14 protein-coding genes and 1 pseudogene are annotated in these 14,650 nt (G+C 59.3%); 10 read left to right on the forward strand and 5 right to left on the reverse strand.

Annotated features, from left to right (window positions below):
- Positions 1-19 precede the first annotated feature (19 nt).
- The 3 genes from ACIOVB_RS16020 to ACIOVB_RS16030 all read left to right on the forward strand — a co-directional run bounded on the left by ACIOVB_RS16020 (position 20) and on the right by ACIOVB_RS16030 (position 2,696).
- A complete protein-coding gene (locus ACIOVB_RS16020; RefSeq protein WP_401269230.1) occupies positions 20-316 on the forward strand; it encodes a hypothetical protein in 297 nt (98 codons plus the stop codon).
- A 48-nt stretch (positions 317-364) separates the two neighbouring features.
- Positions 365-1,576, forward strand: a complete 1,212-nt coding sequence (locus ACIOVB_RS16025; RefSeq protein ID WP_401269232.1) for a cytochrome c biogenesis protein DipZ — start codon at positions 365-367, stop codon at positions 1,574-1,576.
- Between the two features lie 307 nt (positions 1,577-1,883).
- Entirely contained in the window at positions 1,884-2,696 is an 813-nt protein-coding gene (locus ACIOVB_RS16030) for a class I SAM-dependent methyltransferase (RefSeq protein ID WP_401269235.1), read from the forward strand.
- Positions 2,697-2,822: 126 nt separating this feature from the next.
- Here the strand turns inward: ACIOVB_RS16030 and pcsA are convergent, their stop codons facing one another.
- Positions 2,823-3,545 (reverse strand): phosphatidylcholine synthase, encoded by a 723-nt coding sequence (gene pcsA, locus ACIOVB_RS16035; protein ID WP_103306921.1) that lies wholly within the window; start codon positions 3,543-3,545, stop codon positions 2,823-2,825.
- 259 nt (positions 3,546-3,804) lie between these two features.
- On the opposite strand from pcsA, the gene ACIOVB_RS16040 reads away from it, so the two are divergent.
- From ACIOVB_RS16040 to ligD, 4 genes are all read left to right on the forward strand, one after another.
- The gene (locus tag ACIOVB_RS16040) at positions 3,805-4,566 is read left to right on the forward strand and encodes a tellurite resistance TerB family protein (RefSeq protein WP_401269240.1); all 762 of its coding nucleotides are present in this window, start codon (positions 3,805-3,807) and stop codon (positions 4,564-4,566) included.
- 163 nt (positions 4,567-4,729) lie between these two features.
- On the forward strand, positions 4,730-6,106 hold the full coding sequence (locus tag ACIOVB_RS16045) for an iron-containing redox enzyme family protein (protein WP_401269243.1): 1,377 nt from the start codon (positions 4,730-4,732) through the stop codon (positions 6,104-6,106).
- A gap of 11 nt (positions 6,107-6,117) precedes the next feature.
- Positions 6,118-7,071 carry a methyltransferase gene (locus tag ACIOVB_RS16050; RefSeq protein ID WP_401269246.1) on the forward strand — a complete coding sequence of 318 codons (954 nt, stop codon included), beginning with the start codon at positions 6,118-6,120 and terminating at the stop codon, positions 7,069-7,071.
- A gap of 17 nt (positions 7,072-7,088) precedes the next feature.
- The gene (gene ligD, locus ACIOVB_RS16055) at positions 7,089-9,689 is read left to right on the forward strand and encodes a DNA ligase D (protein ID WP_401269249.1); all 2,601 of its coding nucleotides are present in this window, start codon (positions 7,089-7,091) and stop codon (positions 9,687-9,689) included.
- Here ligD and ACIOVB_RS16060 read toward each other — a convergent pair whose 3' ends face one another.
- From ACIOVB_RS16060 to sodC, 3 genes are all read right to left on the reverse strand, one after another.
- Entirely contained in the window at positions 9,690-10,091 is a 402-nt protein-coding gene (locus ACIOVB_RS16060; protein WP_401269252.1) for a hypothetical protein, read from the reverse strand. It abuts the gene before it with no gap.
- A gap of 80 nt (positions 10,092-10,171) precedes the next feature.
- Entirely contained in the window at positions 10,172-10,486 is a 315-nt protein-coding gene (locus ACIOVB_RS16065) for a DUF2388 domain-containing protein (RefSeq protein WP_187677095.1), read from the reverse strand.
- 139 nt (positions 10,487-10,625) lie between these two features.
- The gene (gene sodC / locus ACIOVB_RS16070) at positions 10,626-11,147 is read right to left on the reverse strand and encodes a superoxide dismutase [Cu-Zn] SodC (RefSeq protein ID WP_401269255.1); all 522 of its coding nucleotides are present in this window, start codon (positions 11,145-11,147) and stop codon (positions 10,626-10,628) included.
- 247 nt (positions 11,148-11,394) lie between these two features.
- Between sodC and ACIOVB_RS16075 the strand changes: the two are divergent.
- Together ACIOVB_RS16075 and ACIOVB_RS16080 are read left to right on the forward strand one after the other, a co-directional pair.
- Positions 11,395-12,150, forward strand: a pseudogene (locus ACIOVB_RS16075) (MCP four helix bundle domain-containing protein); the annotation flags it as partial.
- Between the two features lie 132 nt (positions 12,151-12,282).
- Entirely contained in the window at positions 12,283-13,008 is a 726-nt protein-coding gene (locus tag ACIOVB_RS16080; protein ID WP_401269288.1) for a methyl-accepting chemotaxis protein, read from the forward strand.
- 166 nt (positions 13,009-13,174) lie between these two features.
- Here ACIOVB_RS16080 and ACIOVB_RS16085 read toward each other — a convergent pair whose 3' ends face one another.
- Positions 13,175-13,606, reverse strand: coding sequence for a nuclear transport factor 2 family protein (locus ACIOVB_RS16085; RefSeq protein ID WP_401269258.1), 432 nt, complete (start codon positions 13,604-13,606; stop codon positions 13,175-13,177).
- A gap of 534 nt (positions 13,607-14,140) precedes the next feature.
- Between ACIOVB_RS16085 and ACIOVB_RS16090 the strand changes: the two genes are divergently transcribed.
- Positions 14,141-14,650: malate:quinone oxidoreductase (locus tag ACIOVB_RS16090; protein ID WP_401269261.1), on the forward strand; the 510-nt coding region annotated here is incomplete at its 3' end.

Genomic DNA, 14,650 nt, shown 5'->3' on the forward strand with positions numbered 1-14,650 from the left:
CCCTTTCAGGAGCCTCACCATGAACAACGTCTCGCGCTTTCTCACTGCTGTTGCTTTCGCTTTCGCAGGTGTGGCTACCCATGCCAATGCTGCGGCTGAACAGCATAGCTGCAACAGCGGCAGCTGTTTTCAACTGACGCCGATGGCCAAAAAGGCCAGCGACGCCTTGATCGCGGCGGATGGCTCCAGCCGCACACCGCAAGGACAAATGGTTGCCGCGGATGGCTCCAGCCGTACACCGCAAGGACAGATGGTTGCTGAAAACGGCGCCAGTCACACTCCGCAGGGGCAGTGGCTTGAAAGCCAAAGTGCCTGATGCCCTCGGCACAGGATTCAGTGTTCACATTTATCCAGGGTGACCTTTATGTACCTCATCGCATTCCTCGGCGGTCTGCTGACCGTCCTCAGCCCCTGCATCCTGCCGGTGGTGCCGTTTCTGTTTGCCGGGGCCAATCGCAGCCGTGCCTCGATCCTGCTGACCCTCGGCGGCATGGCCCTGACCTTTGCCTTGATCGCCAGCCTGGCCGTGGTCAGCAGCGAATGGGTGATTCAAGCCAGTAACAGCGGCCGCCACATCGCGCTGATCGTGATGGCGTTGTTCGCCCTGTCGCTGATTTCTGCGCGCATCGGTGACTGGCTGACGCGCCCGTTTGTCATGCTCGGCAACCGCCTCGATCCGGACGCCCGGAACAAGACCGGCCCGATGGGTTCGATCATGCTGGGTGTCGCCACCGGTCTGTTGTGGGCGCCGTGCGCCGGGCCGATCCTTGGCGTGATCCTCACCGGTGCGATGCTGCAAGGCGCCAATGCGCAGACCAGCCTGTTGCTGCTGGCCTACGGTGTGGGCAGTGCCTTGTCGCTGGGGACGCTGATTTTCGCCGGGCGTGGACTGGTCAACCGCTTGAAACCATCGATTCCGTTCACGGGTTGGTTTCGTCGTGGTGCCGGTGTTGCGGTGCTTGCTGCGGCGGCGGTGATTTCTACCGGTGCCGATAAAACGCTACTGGCCGGCACCTCCTCCGAGGGCGTTGCCAGCATTGAAAAAAGCGTGCTGGAAAACGTGCCGAAAGTGGTCGATTACTTTGTCAGCAAGGTGCGTGCGGATTCGATGATGGATGAGAGCAAAGGCGCGATGCCGTCCCTCGCTGGGGCGGTGCAATGGCTGAATTCGCCGGAACTGAGCGCTGAATCGCTACGGGGCAAAGTAGTGCTGGTGGATTTCTGGACCTATGACTGCATCAACTGTCAGCGCACCCTGCCGTACGTCAAGGCGTGGGAGCAGAAGTACGGCAAGGACGGCCTCGTCGTGATTGGCGTACACACCCCGGAATACGGCTTCGAACGGATCATCGACAACGTCAAGGAACAGGTGAAAAAGCTTGGCATCACCTACCCGGTAGCTATCGACAACAACTACGCGATCTGGCGCAACTTCGACAATCAGTACTGGCCGGCCCATTACCTGATCGATGCCAAGGGCCAGATGCGTTACAGCCACTTCGGCGAGGGGCGCTACGAGGCGCAGGAACAGATGATTCAGCAACTGCTGGAAGAGGCCAAGGCTCCTGCTGCCTGATCGGCGAATCTCAATGGCTCATAGGTCACGCACCATGAGCCATTGGTCGTTGTCCCGGCGCGGAAAGATTCCTTACGGGGAGCAGGAATGGGTGAATGCCGATTGCTCTGGGCGCTGGCAATCCCTGTGAGTGTTTCGACGGCTTTACAAAATCCCGCCATTCATCGGCGAAGCGCCTGTTTTACAGGCTCGCCGGACGATTGACAGGGACGCCAATCGGACGCGGCGCGATAGTGCAGCAGCAGGCTCAGCAGAACCTGCCACCGCCCGGTAACGTTCGATCCAACCTGTAGCGGAGCACCCATTCATGAGTACCCCGATTGATCTCACTGCCTTGAAAGAACGCCAAAAAGTCGCTTGGGCCAGTGGCGACTACGCCGTGATCGGTACCACCTTGCAGATCGTCGGCGAAAACCTCGCTGAAGCCTGCGACCTGCGCTGCGATGAACAAGTGCTCGACGTCGCGGCTGGCAACGGTAACGCGACGCTGGCGGCGGCGCGGCGGGGGTGTCTGGTCACTTCGACCGACTATGTCGCCGCTCTGTTGGAACGTGGCCAGGATCGTGCCCGGGCCGAACATCTGGACGTGACCTTTCAAGTCGCCGATGCCGAAGCCCTGCCGTTTGCCGATAGCAGTTTTGCTGCGGTGCTTTCCACGTTCGGGGTGATGTTCGCGCCGGATCAGGCCACCGCTGCCACTGAGCTGGGGCGGGTCTGTCGCCCCGGCGGGCGGATCGGACTCGCCAACTGGACGCCGGAAGGCTTCGTCGGCCAGATGTTCAAAACCCTCGGCCGCCATCTGCCACCACCTGCCGGCGCACAACCGCCATCAAACTGGGGTACGGAAGCGTGGCTGCACGAGCACTTCAAGGATAAGGATTTTGTCGTGCAGGTGACCCGCCGCAGCTTCAACTTTCGCTATCGCTCGGCGGCGCACTTCATCGATATCTTCCGGCACTGGTACGGGCCGGTGCACAAGGCGTTTGCGGCGCTGCCGCCGGAAAGCGGTCAGGCGCTGGAAAATGATCTGGCGGATTTGCTGAACCGGTTGAACCGGGCGGGGCAGGACTCGCTGGTGGTGCCAAGTGATTATCTGGAGGTGGTGGTTACCAAGCGCTAGCCCAGATTCAAAGAACATTCCCTGTAGGAGTGAGCCTGCTCGCGATTGCGGTCATTCAGTCAAAAAATTCTTGGCTGACACACCGCTGTCGCGAGCAGGCTCACTCCTACAGGGGGGGGCTCGTACCTATTTCAACTGCGAGCGATCAAACCATTCCAATGCCGTGCGCCAGATGCAGATCCCCAGAAAATATGCCGACATCAGCAACCACAAACCCATCACCATCGGGTTGATTACCGGGTGGTTGAGCACCAGTGAAAGGCTGCACAACAACCAGATCGCCGTCACGGCAATGTTGATGGGCATAAACCGGCGCACCCTGAACGGGTGCAGGAACTTCATCCGCGTCACCGTCAGCAACGCCAGCCCGATCACCGTCAGGAAGGTAATCCATGGCCCAGGCCCGATGATGTACAGACACAACGCAACCACATTCCACGCAGCCGGAAACCCGACAAAGTAGTTGTCCTTGCTCTTCATATTGACGTTGCAGAAGCAGAACAGCGATGACACCAGAATCAGCGACACCGTCAGCAGCAATGTGTAATCGGGCAGCGGAATATAGCGATAGATAAACAGTGCAGGAATGAATACGTAAGTCAGGTAATCGATCACCAGATCGAGGATCGAGCCGTCGAAACTCGGCAGCACCGATTGCACATTGACCTTACGCGCCAGTGCGCCGTCGAGTCCGTCGACGATCAGCGCCACACCCAGCCACATCAAGCAGTGGACGGGCTGGTTTTCCAGCAGGGCGAGGGTGGCCAGAAACGCCGTAACCACGCCGGTCGCGGTAAATCCATGGGCACCCCAGGCCTTGAGCCTGGCAATGTGGACGGTCGATATCACGGGGGCGTTCTCCAGAAAGTAAAACAAGCCGGGTATCACCCTTGAGCAGCAAGGGCGCCGGCAAACCGGGTCGGGGTTGCAGCTATCGACCGGTTTGGCCGGTATAAGGTTCACCATCCTTGAATCTTAGCTGGCCGCAAAAAAATACGTGGGCGAAATCTGTAGGACTTTTCTCTGTCGGCCAAACGGTGCTGGCGCAACCCGCGCAGCGGTCTATCGTTGCCAGACGCAGTCAATGCCAATGCTTGAGGATGACGTCATGAACACCAGCGATTTGCTTGAACAACTGCTGCGGGGAAGAAACTCGGCGGGCCAGCAAAGTGGCACTTCGGCCGGCGACGGCCTGGGCGGTCTCGGTGGTTTGTTGGGCGGTTTGCTCGGTGGTGCGGGCTCCACCGGTACACGTGGCGGATCTGCGGCCGGAGGGCTTGGCGGTCTGGGTGGCTTGCTCGGTGGACTGCTCGGCGGCGGTGGCGGTGGCGGTTTGGGCGGTGCGTTGGGTGGCGGCGCGGGCACGCAAAGCCGTTCAGGCGGGACCAATTATGCAGCGCTGGCGTCTTTGGGGATGATGGCGTTCCAGGCGTATCAAGCCTGGCAGCGCAGCCAGGCCAGCAACGCACCGCAACAGACGCCACAGACGGCCAATCTGCTGGCCGGCCCGGAAATCGAAGAACACAGCCACGCCGTGTTGTGTGCTTTGATCGCTGCAGCCAAGGCTGACGGGCGCATCGATGAGACGGAAAAACACCTGATCAGCAGCGAAATCGGCAAGCACACCGAGGATCCCCAACTGCAACAATGGCTGGATGCAGAGGTCGCCAAACCACTCGACCCCAACGAGGTCGCGCAGTCCGCAAACAACGACCCGGCGGTAGCCGCCGAAATGTACCTGGCCAGCGTGATGCTGGTGGATGACCAGCAGGACGCCGAGCGTAACTACCTGGATGAACTGGCGGCGGCGTTGCAGATTGATCCTGAGTTGCAGGTGCATCTGGAGCAGCAGACCAAGGGCACGGCATAAACCAAGACCGAAATATCGCAGCCTTCGTCAGCCACTCCAAGGGCGGAGGCTCGCCGTCCGTCCGGGCAATTTTCACGTCGATTGAATTTTTGGCACGCGCCGCCTCTCTGCTGCTGTAGAGGCGTACGAAACAGCGTCCTGCCAACCGACCGAGAACTTTGCCATGACTGTCCTGACACCCCTGCAATCTGTGCCAGCCCAAGCACAAGCGATGGATCCCGCCGGAAATATCCGTGGCATTTATGAAACGCTGTTGCGGGCGGAAAGCCCGCAAACACTCGCGCAATCATTTTTGAACGAACAGTTGCAACGTGCCACAGAGTTGCCCGAAGTGCTGCCGCAAGACACTTCTGCCTGGCACACGTGGGTCGCCGCGCACTGTGCCGATGTTGCCCGTCAGTACGCGGACTATCTGCAACAACGCAAGGCCGGCGGCCCCCGCCAATTCTTCACCAGCAAGGCCCACGCGCTGTATTTTCTGCAAGCGGTGGCGCCGACCAAGCTGGTTGACGGCGCCTGGTTATACGGCTTGTTGCAGCACTGGCGTGACCCGCGTTTCAGCGGTTTGCTGTGCACCTATCTGGAAGAACTCGGCGAGGGCAATCCGGCACAGAACCATGTGGTGATCTACCGCAAACTGCTGGCCGAACACGACCTTGAACATGCCAGTCCGCTTGATGATGAACGTTACCTGCAAGGCGCGCTGCAACTTGCGCTCGGCGCCTGCGGTGATGAGTATTTGCCGGAGGTGATCGGATACAACCTGGGTTACGAACAACTGCCGTTGCACTTGCTCATCAGCAGCTATGAACTCAGTGAACTGGGCATCGATCCGTACTATTTCACCCTGCACGTGACCATCGACAACGCCAGTACCGGCCATGCGCAAAAAGCCGTGCAGGCCGTGCTGGATCTGTTGCCGCTTGAAGCGGATCGCGCTGATTTCCTGCGTCGGGTGTCGCTGGGATATCGGCTCAATGATCTGGGGCAGGGCAGTCGCGCGATCATTGCAGGGTTTGATCTCGAAGGCGAATTGCTCGCGATGCTCGAACGCAAGTGCCCGTTCGCCCAGCACATGCACTCGGACTATTGCCGCTTCGAGGGCAAAACCGTCAACCAATGGCTGGCCGAGCCGGAACATTTGCCCGGTTTCCTGCAAGCGCTGCAGGACAAAGGCTGGATCAAACGCCACGAGGACCCACAGAACAGTCGCTTCTGGCAATTGATCGATGGCGATGGCGCTGCGATGTTCGGCGTATTCAGCGCCTACGAAAAGCAACTGGTGCACGACTGGATAGCCGGTGACTGGAAATCCGTGAAAAAAGCCACCGCGTTGCGCCGACGCGCGCCGGCCAACTCACCGATCGAGGTGCCGGAACAGGATCCCGATGTGCAGCAGCTCAACGCCGCGCTGGAAGGACTGGATGGCCACGCACAAATGACAGCGCTCATCCCCTGGCTCGCGCCAGCGCGGCATGCGCATCCCGCCGGGCTACTCGCAACCCGCCGGTTCATCGAACTCAAATCTTGTTTGCCATAAGGACATCATCCATGAATCAGGAAGAACAACTGTCCACCAATGACCTCGTACTGTTGCAATTGGGACGGCGTTTACAGGCCGACGGCTACCGTTTCACCACGCCGACGCCGCTGACCCATCAGCGAGTGAACCAGCGCGACGAGGGCCAGTTCGCCGATTCCCTGCGTGATGTGTTTGGCTGGTCGCGCCCCTTCGAACCGGGCTTGCTGTCTGCTGACGAACAACGGCAATTGCAGGATGCCCAGGTCATTGACAGCTATGAAGGCCATCTGAAAAGTCGTGTGCGCTGGTCGAGTCTGGACGACTTGCTATTCGTGCATTCGGCTTTCCCCACCGACGCGGCCGATTCGGTTTTCTTCGGTCCGGATACCTATCGTTTCGCCCAATTGATTCACGCGCACCTGCAGCAGAATTTTGCGCCAATCCATCGCGCCGTGGACATCGGTTGCGGCGCCGGTGTCGGCGCGATCCTGATCGGCCGCGCCCGCCGTGAAGCACAAGTGCTGGCGCTGGACATCAATCCCGCCGCTCTGCGCCTGACCACGATCAACGCCGCACTGGCGGAAGTGGCCAACGTCCAAGCGCACGCCAGCGACCTGTTACAGGGTGTCGATGGCGACTTCGATCTGATCGTCGCCAACCCGCCGTACATGGCCGATCCGGCCGCGCGAGCCTATCGACATGGCGGCGGAACGCTGGGGGCCGGACTGTCACTGCGTATCGTCGAGCAGGCACTCAATCGGCTCACACCGGGCGGGTCGTTGCTGCTTTACACCGGGGTGGCGATGGTGGATGGCCGTGATCCGTTTCTGGATACCGTGTTGCCGCGACTGGATGAAACGCGCTTTGGCTGGACCTACCACGAAATCGATCCCGACGTGTTCGGTGAAGAACTGTTGAACCCCGGTTATCAGCGAGTCGACCGGATTGCCGTGGTCGCATTGACAGTGACCCGAATCGGCTGAAACAAGGCAGGTGCGTCATGAGCAGGAATCTCGACGACTACAACCGCATGCGCGACTTCTCGGCAACGTCGGAACCGGCCGCCGTCAAGCGCTCGGGCAAGAAGACTGCTGCGGATCACGCCCTGCAGTTCTGCATCCAGAAGCATGACGCCTCGCACCTGCATTACGACTTTCGCCTGGAACTCGATGGCGCGCTGAAGAGCTGGGCGGTGCCAAAAGGGCCCTCGCTTGATCCGAAGGTCAAGCGTCTGGCGGTGCATGTCGAGGATCATCCGCTCGATTACGCGACGTTTGAGGGCAGCATTCCCGAGGGGCATTACGGCGCCGGGGATGTGATTGTCTGGGATCGCGGTGTGTGGATTCCGCTGGAAGATCCGCAAAAGGCTTACGCCAAGGGCAAGCTCAAGTTCGAGTTGCAAGGCGAAAAACTCGCCGGGATCTGGAATCTGGTACGCACGCACATGCCGGGCAAGAAGGAGAACTGGTTTCTGATCAAGCATCGGGACAATGCCGCCCGCCCGCAGGATGATTACGACGTATTGGTCGCCGAGCCGGACAGCGTGCTGAGCGAGCGCACTCTGGTCGATAAACCCAAGCTTGCGGCCAAGCAGGTCAAGCCCCTGGAGAAGACCGCAGCCAAACCTCGCAAAAAGGCGTCGGGCACACTGACGGGAGCGCACAAGGCAAAAATCCCCGCGCAACTGAAACCGGAACTCGCGACCTTGGTCGACAGTGCGCCGGAAGGGGATTGGAGCTACGAGATCAAGTTCGACGGCTACCGGATCATGGCGCGAATCGATCATGATCAGGTGCAGCTATTCACCCGCAATGGCCACGACTGGACGCACAAGTTGCCGAAACAGGCCGAAGCGTTGGCCGCGCTGGGCCTCGAATCCGCCTGGCTCGACGGCGAAATGGTGGTTGCCAATGAGCAAGGCGTGCCGGATTTTCAGGCGCTACAAAATGCCTTTGATTCCGGCAGCAGCGCCAACATCCTTTATTACCTGTTCGACTTGCCTTACCTCAACGGCGTCGACCTGCGTGAAGTACCGGTTGAGGAACGGCGCGCGGCGCTGGCCACGGTGCTGGGCGCCCATGAACAACCCCTGCTGCGTTTCTCCGAAGCCTTCGATGAAACCCCGGATGCACTACTCAACAGCGCCTGCCAGATGAAGATGGAAGGCCTGATCGGCAAGCGCATCGGCTCGCCGTATGTTTCGCGCCGCAGCAGTGACTGGATCAAGCTCAAGTGCAAACACCGCCAGGAATTCGTGATCGTCGGTTACACCGATCCGAAGGGTTCGCGCAGTGCCTTCGGCGCATTGCTGCTGGGCCTGCATGATCGCGACAGTGGCAAGTTGAGATATGCCGGCAAGGTCGGCACCGGTTTCAATGAAACAACGTTGAAAAGCATTCTTGCCCAGCTCAAACCATTGCAGGTGAAGACGGCGGCGGTGGTCAATCCGCCCAGCGGTTTTGAAGCCAAAGGCGTGCACTGGCTCAAACCAAAACTGTTGGCGGAAGTGGCGTTCGCCGAAATGACCAAGGACGGCTCGGTACGCCACGCGGTGTTTCATGGTTTGCGCGATGACAAGCCGGCCAAGGGCATCACCGAGGAGCGAGCGAAGCCCGTGAAGACACCTGAGAGCAAAACCGCCGCAAAGAAAGCGCCGAAAAAAGCCGCCGCCAGCAAACCGGCAACGACCGAGACCGCGCCATCGCAACTCGGCCTGGCCAACGGCAAGGTACGCATCACTCATCCGGATCGGGTGATCGACGCTGTCAGTGGCACCACCAAAATGCAACTGGCGGAGTATTACGCCAGCGTCGCCGAATGGATCCTGCCGCAACTCAAGGATCGCCCGGTGGCGCTGGTGCGTGCGCCGGATGGCATCGCCGGTGAACTGTTCTTCCAGAAGAACGCCGAACGTCTGGCGATCCCAGGCATCACCACGCTGGACAAGGACGTGACCGGCCAACCGGTCATGCTGATCAACAACGCCGAAGCGCTGATCGGCGCGGTGCAGATGAGCACCGTCGAACTGCACACCTGGAATGCCACCACGGTTGATCTGGAAAAGCCCGATCGCTTTGTCCTTGATCTCGACCCGGATCCGGCGCTGCCATGGAAAAGCATGGTCGAAGCCACTGCGCTGACCCTGACGGTGCTGGATGAATTGGGGCTCAAGGCTTTCCTCAAGACCAGCGGTGGCAAGGGTATTCATTTGGTGGTGCCCCTGACCCGCAAGCTGGGCTGGGATGAGGTCAAGGACTTCAGCCACGCGATCGTCAGTCACATGGCAAAGCTATTGCCAGACCGGTTTTCGGCGGTTTCCGGGCCGAAAAATCGCGTCGGGCGGATCTTCATCGATTACCTGCGTAACGGACTCGGCGCTACTACGATTTGCGCTTATGCCGCGCGGACGCGCGAAGGCTTGCCGGTCTCGGTGCCGCTGTTTCGCGAGGAGGTGGCCGAGATCAAGGGGGGCAATCAGTGGAATGTGCACAACGTGCATGAGCGCTTGGCGGAGGTTGGCGACGAGCCATGGGCGGACATGAAGAAAACCCGTCAGAGCATCACCGCCGAGATGCGCAAACGGGTCGGCATGAAAAAGTGATCAGGTGTCGCGCAGCAAGTCGTGGGCGTTGAGCAGTTCGAAGGCGATCTCGGGGTTGTTGTTGAGACTACGGCGAATCGCTGCCGGGATAGACTTTCGAGTCTTGCGGCAGAGCCCTGGAAGTTCCTCGATCTGAATATCGATGCCCAACATGGTGCGTACTTCGTGGAAACCTGGCGAGACTTCGACACGAATACCCAACTGCTCGAACATACGTTTTTGTAGATGCTGGAGGTCGGCGAGGTCTTTGAGGTGTTCCAGGCGCGCGAGGAGGATTTTTTCTTGCTCGCGGGTCAGCAGCAGGATGCGCAAATCCGCATCCGGCATTTCCAGCAACGGATCGCGCCCGCAATCGCAGGCGCCGGGCGGGCAGGGTGAGCGCATTGGCGCAAGAGTCGTCATGGCCTCCATCATAGAGGCCGTCGGACCGTTTTGCCTATGCGCCGTCAGTTGCCGTCCATCGGCCGCCGCATCCTTGGCAATTACTGATTCAGGCCTTCGTAATGCACCAGAATCGCATTGGCCAGGTCTTCATCGCTGGCATCGATGCCGGGATTGTCCTGACGAACCTGTTGCAGCACTGACTCAAGATAAACCCCACGAATGGCCCCGCCGCTGGCGACAAATGCAGACAAGTCGTCACGGGCCGGAATCACCATTTTGTGATCCTTGAAGGTCGAGTACAGCGACGCGGAGACACCTGCCGAGGTGGCGACATCGCCCGCATCAACACGGGCCAGCGCTGAACCGACTGGCAGGCATAAGAGTAAAGAAGAAACGAGCACTAACTTGCGCATGACGGTATTCCTCCACAAGCGCGAAGCAAAAAGGGAAGTACTACATAACGTCAGAGGGGCGCAGCGGGTGGTAGTTCCGTAGAGGTTTATGAGAGAGAAGCGGGCAACGCCGTGTGGGTTGCCCGGTTGCATGGTGGAGTCAGATTACCCCGCAGGCCATGCGGTCGCCGCCACCGCCCAAGGGCTTGGGCATGTCGGAATGGTTATCGCCGCCGGCATGAATCATCAATGCATGCCCTTTGACTTCGGAGATTTTTTTCAGGCGTGGGGCCAGCACGGGATAGTTGGCGATACCGTCAGCGGTTACGTAAACCGCCGGCAAATCACCCAAGTGGCCGTCAGCGTAAGGGCCCAGATGTTTACCGGTTTTTTGCGGATCAAAGTGTCCGCCGGCTGCCAGTGCGGCGCCTTTAACGCCATCCTTCACACCGGCCTCGCAACTGCCGTTCTCATGGACATGAAAGCCATGCACGCCGGCGGGCAGGGATTTCAGGTCGGGGGTGAACAGCAGGCCATAAGGCGTCTCACTGATAGTGATAGCCCCGATTGCCTGTGGTGCGCCATCGGCGCTGACCAGGTTGATCGCAACTTTTTCGGTCGCCGCCTGGGCCGTGCCGAGGGCGAAGGTACCGAGTAAACCCAACCATAGTGCGCGTTTCATAAGCGTTTCCTTTTGCTGCACGAGTGTTCAGAAGGATCGATTCAATAGCTCTTTAGAGTTAACGGGCGATGAAGGCTGGATCCGACTGCCTTGCAAAATGAGACTCATCGCACAATCCGAAAGTTTTGCGCGGGTTGCCGCCCCGCCCAGACACTCGTTGACATGCTCTGACACGGCAGACCGGCGTAAATGGGCTTAACTCAAGGTCTTGCAAGGCTTTTCGAGCGTTCCCTGGGAGGAATTCACGGTGTCGATAAAATTGCGTTTAGTGTTGCTGGTTGTTACCAGCCTGCTGACGGCGTTGATCGTCAGTCTGGTCAGTTATGTCGGCAATCTGCGGATGGCCTCGGCGGTCAGCGACAATGTGGTCAGCATGAGTGCGCTGCGCAACCACATGGAAGCCGACATGATGCACGACGCCCTGCGCGCCGATGTTTACTCGGCAATGCTGGTGGGGTTGGGCAAAAGTACCGGCACGGCGGCCGAAGTTCGCGATTCGATCAACGAGCACGCCGGGCATTTCCATGAGGTACTTGATGAAAACCTCAAGTTGCCGATCAACCCGACTTTGCGCACGGCGCTGGAGCAGATCAAGCCGAGCCTCGACACGTATATCAACGCAGCCGAGCGGATTGTCGGGCTGGCGCTGGACAACCCTGATGCGGCGCAGCAGCAACTTGGCACGTTCAACACCGCGTTCAGTCAACTCGAAGAGCAGATGGCGGCTCTAAGCGAACAGATCGAAACCAATACCCGACAGACCAGTGAAGGTACCGAATCGGCGATTCGCAGTGCAAATCTCGCCCTCGCGGTGGTGCTGATCGCCAGTGTGTTATTGCTGCTGGCACAGGGACGGTGGGTGATGCTGAGCATTTTGGGGCCGCTGCGGTCGGCCAGCCGGATTGCCGAGAGTATCGCCCACGGCAACCTCAGTGAACCGATTGCCGAGCCGTCCGGTAAGGACGAGGCCAGCGTATTGATTCGCACCCTGGCGACCATGCAAAGGGATTTGCGCAACATGATCGACGTGGTGCGGCGCAATGCCCATGGCGTCAGCGGCATGAGCGAACAATTGAGCCACGGCTGCCATCAGGTCGCCGACAGCAGCCAGCAGCAAAGTGTCGCCGCCGGGACCATGGCCGCAGCGGCCAGCCAGATGACCGCGAGCATCGAGGAAATCACCCGTCACGCCCAGCGCGCGTTGGGCATGGCCAATCAGGCTGAATCATTGGCGAAGAATGGCGGGCAGGTTATTCATCAAGTGGTCAACGACATGGACGATATCGCCCGCTCGGCGCAGCAGTCGGCGCAGGTGATCCGCACGCTGGATCAGGAATCCGAAGCCATCTTCAACATCATTCAGGTGATCAAGAGCATCGCCGACCAGACCAACCTGCTGGCGCTCAACGCCGCGATTGAAGCGGCCCGGGCGGGCGAGCAGGGCAGGGGGTTTGCGGTGGTGGCGGATGAAGTTCGCAGTCTGGCAGCGCGGACCAGTGCGTCCACCCAGGAAATCGCCGCGATGGTCGCGCGCATCCAGCACAGCACCCGCGAGGCGGTCAGCAGCATGGAGGCGGGTGTGGCGCAGGTCGACAAGGGCATGGCAGTGACGGCCGATGTCGAGCGGGCAATTCGCGAGATCCTCGAGGCGACGTTGAGCACCACGCAACTGGTCAACGACATTACCCGCACCATTGGCGAGCAGAGCCAGGCCAGTAACGAGATTGCCCATCAGGTGGAAATGATTGCGGGGATGTCCGAGGGCAATAGCCGGGTGATCGGCCAGACGGCGAATACGACAGATGAGCTGTCGAGCCTGGCGGGGCAGTTGGCGCAGTCGGTGGATCGGTTTCGGTTGTGACAGTGGGGTTGGGCAATTGTATTTTTGGTGGCTGATCTGCCTTCATCGCGAGCAGGCTCACTCCCACAGTGGGCGGTGCAGTTGCCTGAGTTGCGTTAACACCGCCCAACCCCCTGTAAGAGTGAGCCTGCTCGCGATTGATTAATCTGAAGGAGATTTAGTCCAATCAGAACTTGAACGCCTGCCGCCCCACCAGCAACCACTTGCCGTCCTGCTTCTGCCAGATCTGGAAGTTCTCGATCTCGGTCGGCACCACTTCAGTCCCCTTCAACGCCTGCGCGGAAAAGTGGTGACGCACCAGCGCTGTGTCGCCGGACAGGGTGATGGTCTGTTTTTGCATCTCGAGGGTCTTGAACGCGCTTTTGCCGGTTTCGATGTCGGCGATGAATTCTTTCTTGTCCTGAATCTTGCCGCTGGAATGGCCGTAGGTCAGGTTGCTGGCCGTCAGCGCGTTCAACTCGGCGATGTCTTTGTGCAGCATCGCCTGGGTCAGATGATCGACCGCTTGGGCGACATCTTTTTCCGCCGGGGCGGCAGCAGCCATGGCATATCCGCTGAAGGCGCAGAGAAAACCGATCAGGAGTCTGGTCTTGGTCATGAGGTGTTTCCTTGTTGTTATCGGGTTGATGACTGATCAATTGTTTTGAATTTGTCAGTCATCGTACAACGTAGCAGATTCTTTATCGATACGGCAGCGGCCGCACGCACTGAAGCGCCAGGGTATCTATACTGAAAAAGCTCGACGGCTGCGGGCACAGCCTTCACCGGTTCATGTTCAGCGCCGGTTGGCCGATAACGCCCAGAGCGGAAAAAGACTCTCAAGTCGGGAACAGACGCGCGGGTTTGCCCTGACGTGATATTCTTCGCGCCAACTTGGTTTGACCTTATTCAGTTTGCTTGCCTTTAGGGCGGGCCGACGGAATCCCTGTCGCTCAAGTAGCTGAGCCAATAATGATAAGAAGTCAGTTCAGAAGGGACATTAACTGGGGTCGATGCAGCATGTCGGCCTTGTGTGCCCACCCGTCAAAATTGAAGTGTGCCGGAATCTGCGACGCCAGCCTGAGCGTCATCAAAGCGGATCGCATACAGATAAAAGCGGCGGGCGGAAGGCGTTTTATCATAGGTGCAACAGATGTTTAAAAAAGTGAACACGGCCTTGCTAGGGCTGGCTTTGTCGATGGGGCTGACGTCCGTTCATGCGGCAGAGGCCAAGAAAGTTGACGTACTGCTGATCGGCGGCGGCATCATGAGCACCACCCTGGGTGTGTGGATCAATGAGCTGGAGCCAAGCTGGTCGATGGAAATGGTCGAGCGCCTTGACGGTGTCGCCCTGGAAAGCTCCAACGGCTGGAACAACGCCGGTACCGGTCACTCGGCTCTGGCTGAGCTGAACTACACCCCGGAAGACGACAAAGGCAACGTCACGATCCCGAAAGCCGTCGAGATCAACGAAGCGTTCCAGGTGTCCCGTCAGTTCTGGGCCTGGCAGGTTCAGCAAGGCGTTCTGAAGAACCCTCGCTCGTTCATCAACACCACTCCGCACATGAGCTTCGTGTGGGGCGATGACAACATCAAGTTCCTGAAAAAGCGCTACGAAGCCCTGCAAGCGAGCCCGCTGTTCGCCGGCATGCAGTACTCCGAA

The organism is Pseudomonas sp. NPDC087639, from assembly GCF_044743385.1.
Classification (GTDB): domain Bacteria; phylum Pseudomonadota; class Gammaproteobacteria; order Pseudomonadales; family Pseudomonadaceae; genus Aquipseudomonas.

Bases quoted from the DNA above. Each gene is read 5' to 3' on its own strand.
- ACIOVB_RS16020 (WP_401269230.1), top strand. From the start codon at position 20: ATGAACAACGTCTCGCGCTTTCTCACTGCTGTTGCTTTCGCTTTCGCA.
- ACIOVB_RS16025 (WP_401269232.1), top strand. From the start codon at position 365: ATGTACCTCATCGCATTCCTCGGCGGTCTGCTGACCGTCCTCAGCCCC.
- ACIOVB_RS16030 (WP_401269235.1), top strand. From the start codon at position 1,884: ATGAGTACCCCGATTGATCTCACTGCCTTGAAAGAACGCCAAAAAGTC.
- ACIOVB_RS16040 (WP_401269240.1), top strand. From the start codon at position 3,805: ATGAACACCAGCGATTTGCTTGAACAACTGCTGCGGGGAAGAAACTCG.
- ACIOVB_RS16045 (WP_401269243.1), top strand. From the start codon at position 4,730: ATGACTGTCCTGACACCCCTGCAATCTGTGCCAGCCCAAGCACAAGCG.
- ACIOVB_RS16050 (WP_401269246.1), top strand. From the start codon at position 6,118: ATGAATCAGGAAGAACAACTGTCCACCAATGACCTCGTACTGTTGCAA.
- ligD (WP_401269249.1), top strand. From the start codon at position 7,089: ATGAGCAGGAATCTCGACGACTACAACCGCATGCGCGACTTCTCGGCA.
- ACIOVB_RS16060 (WP_401269252.1), bottom strand. From the start codon at position 10,091: ATGACGACTCTTGCGCCAATGCGCTCACCCTGCCCGCCCGGCGCCTGC.
- ACIOVB_RS16065 (WP_187677095.1), bottom strand. From the start codon at position 10,486: ATGCGCAAGTTAGTGCTCGTTTCTTCTTTACTCTTATGCCTGCCAGTC.
- sodC (WP_401269255.1), bottom strand. From the start codon at position 11,147: ATGAAACGCGCACTATGGTTGGGTTTACTCGGTACCTTCGCCCTCGGC.
- ACIOVB_RS16080 (WP_401269288.1), top strand. From the start codon at position 12,283: ATGGCCGCAGCGGCCAGCCAGATGACCGCGAGCATCGAGGAAATCACC.
- ACIOVB_RS16085 (WP_401269258.1), bottom strand. From the start codon at position 13,606: ATGACCAAGACCAGACTCCTGATCGGTTTTCTCTGCGCCTTCAGCGGA.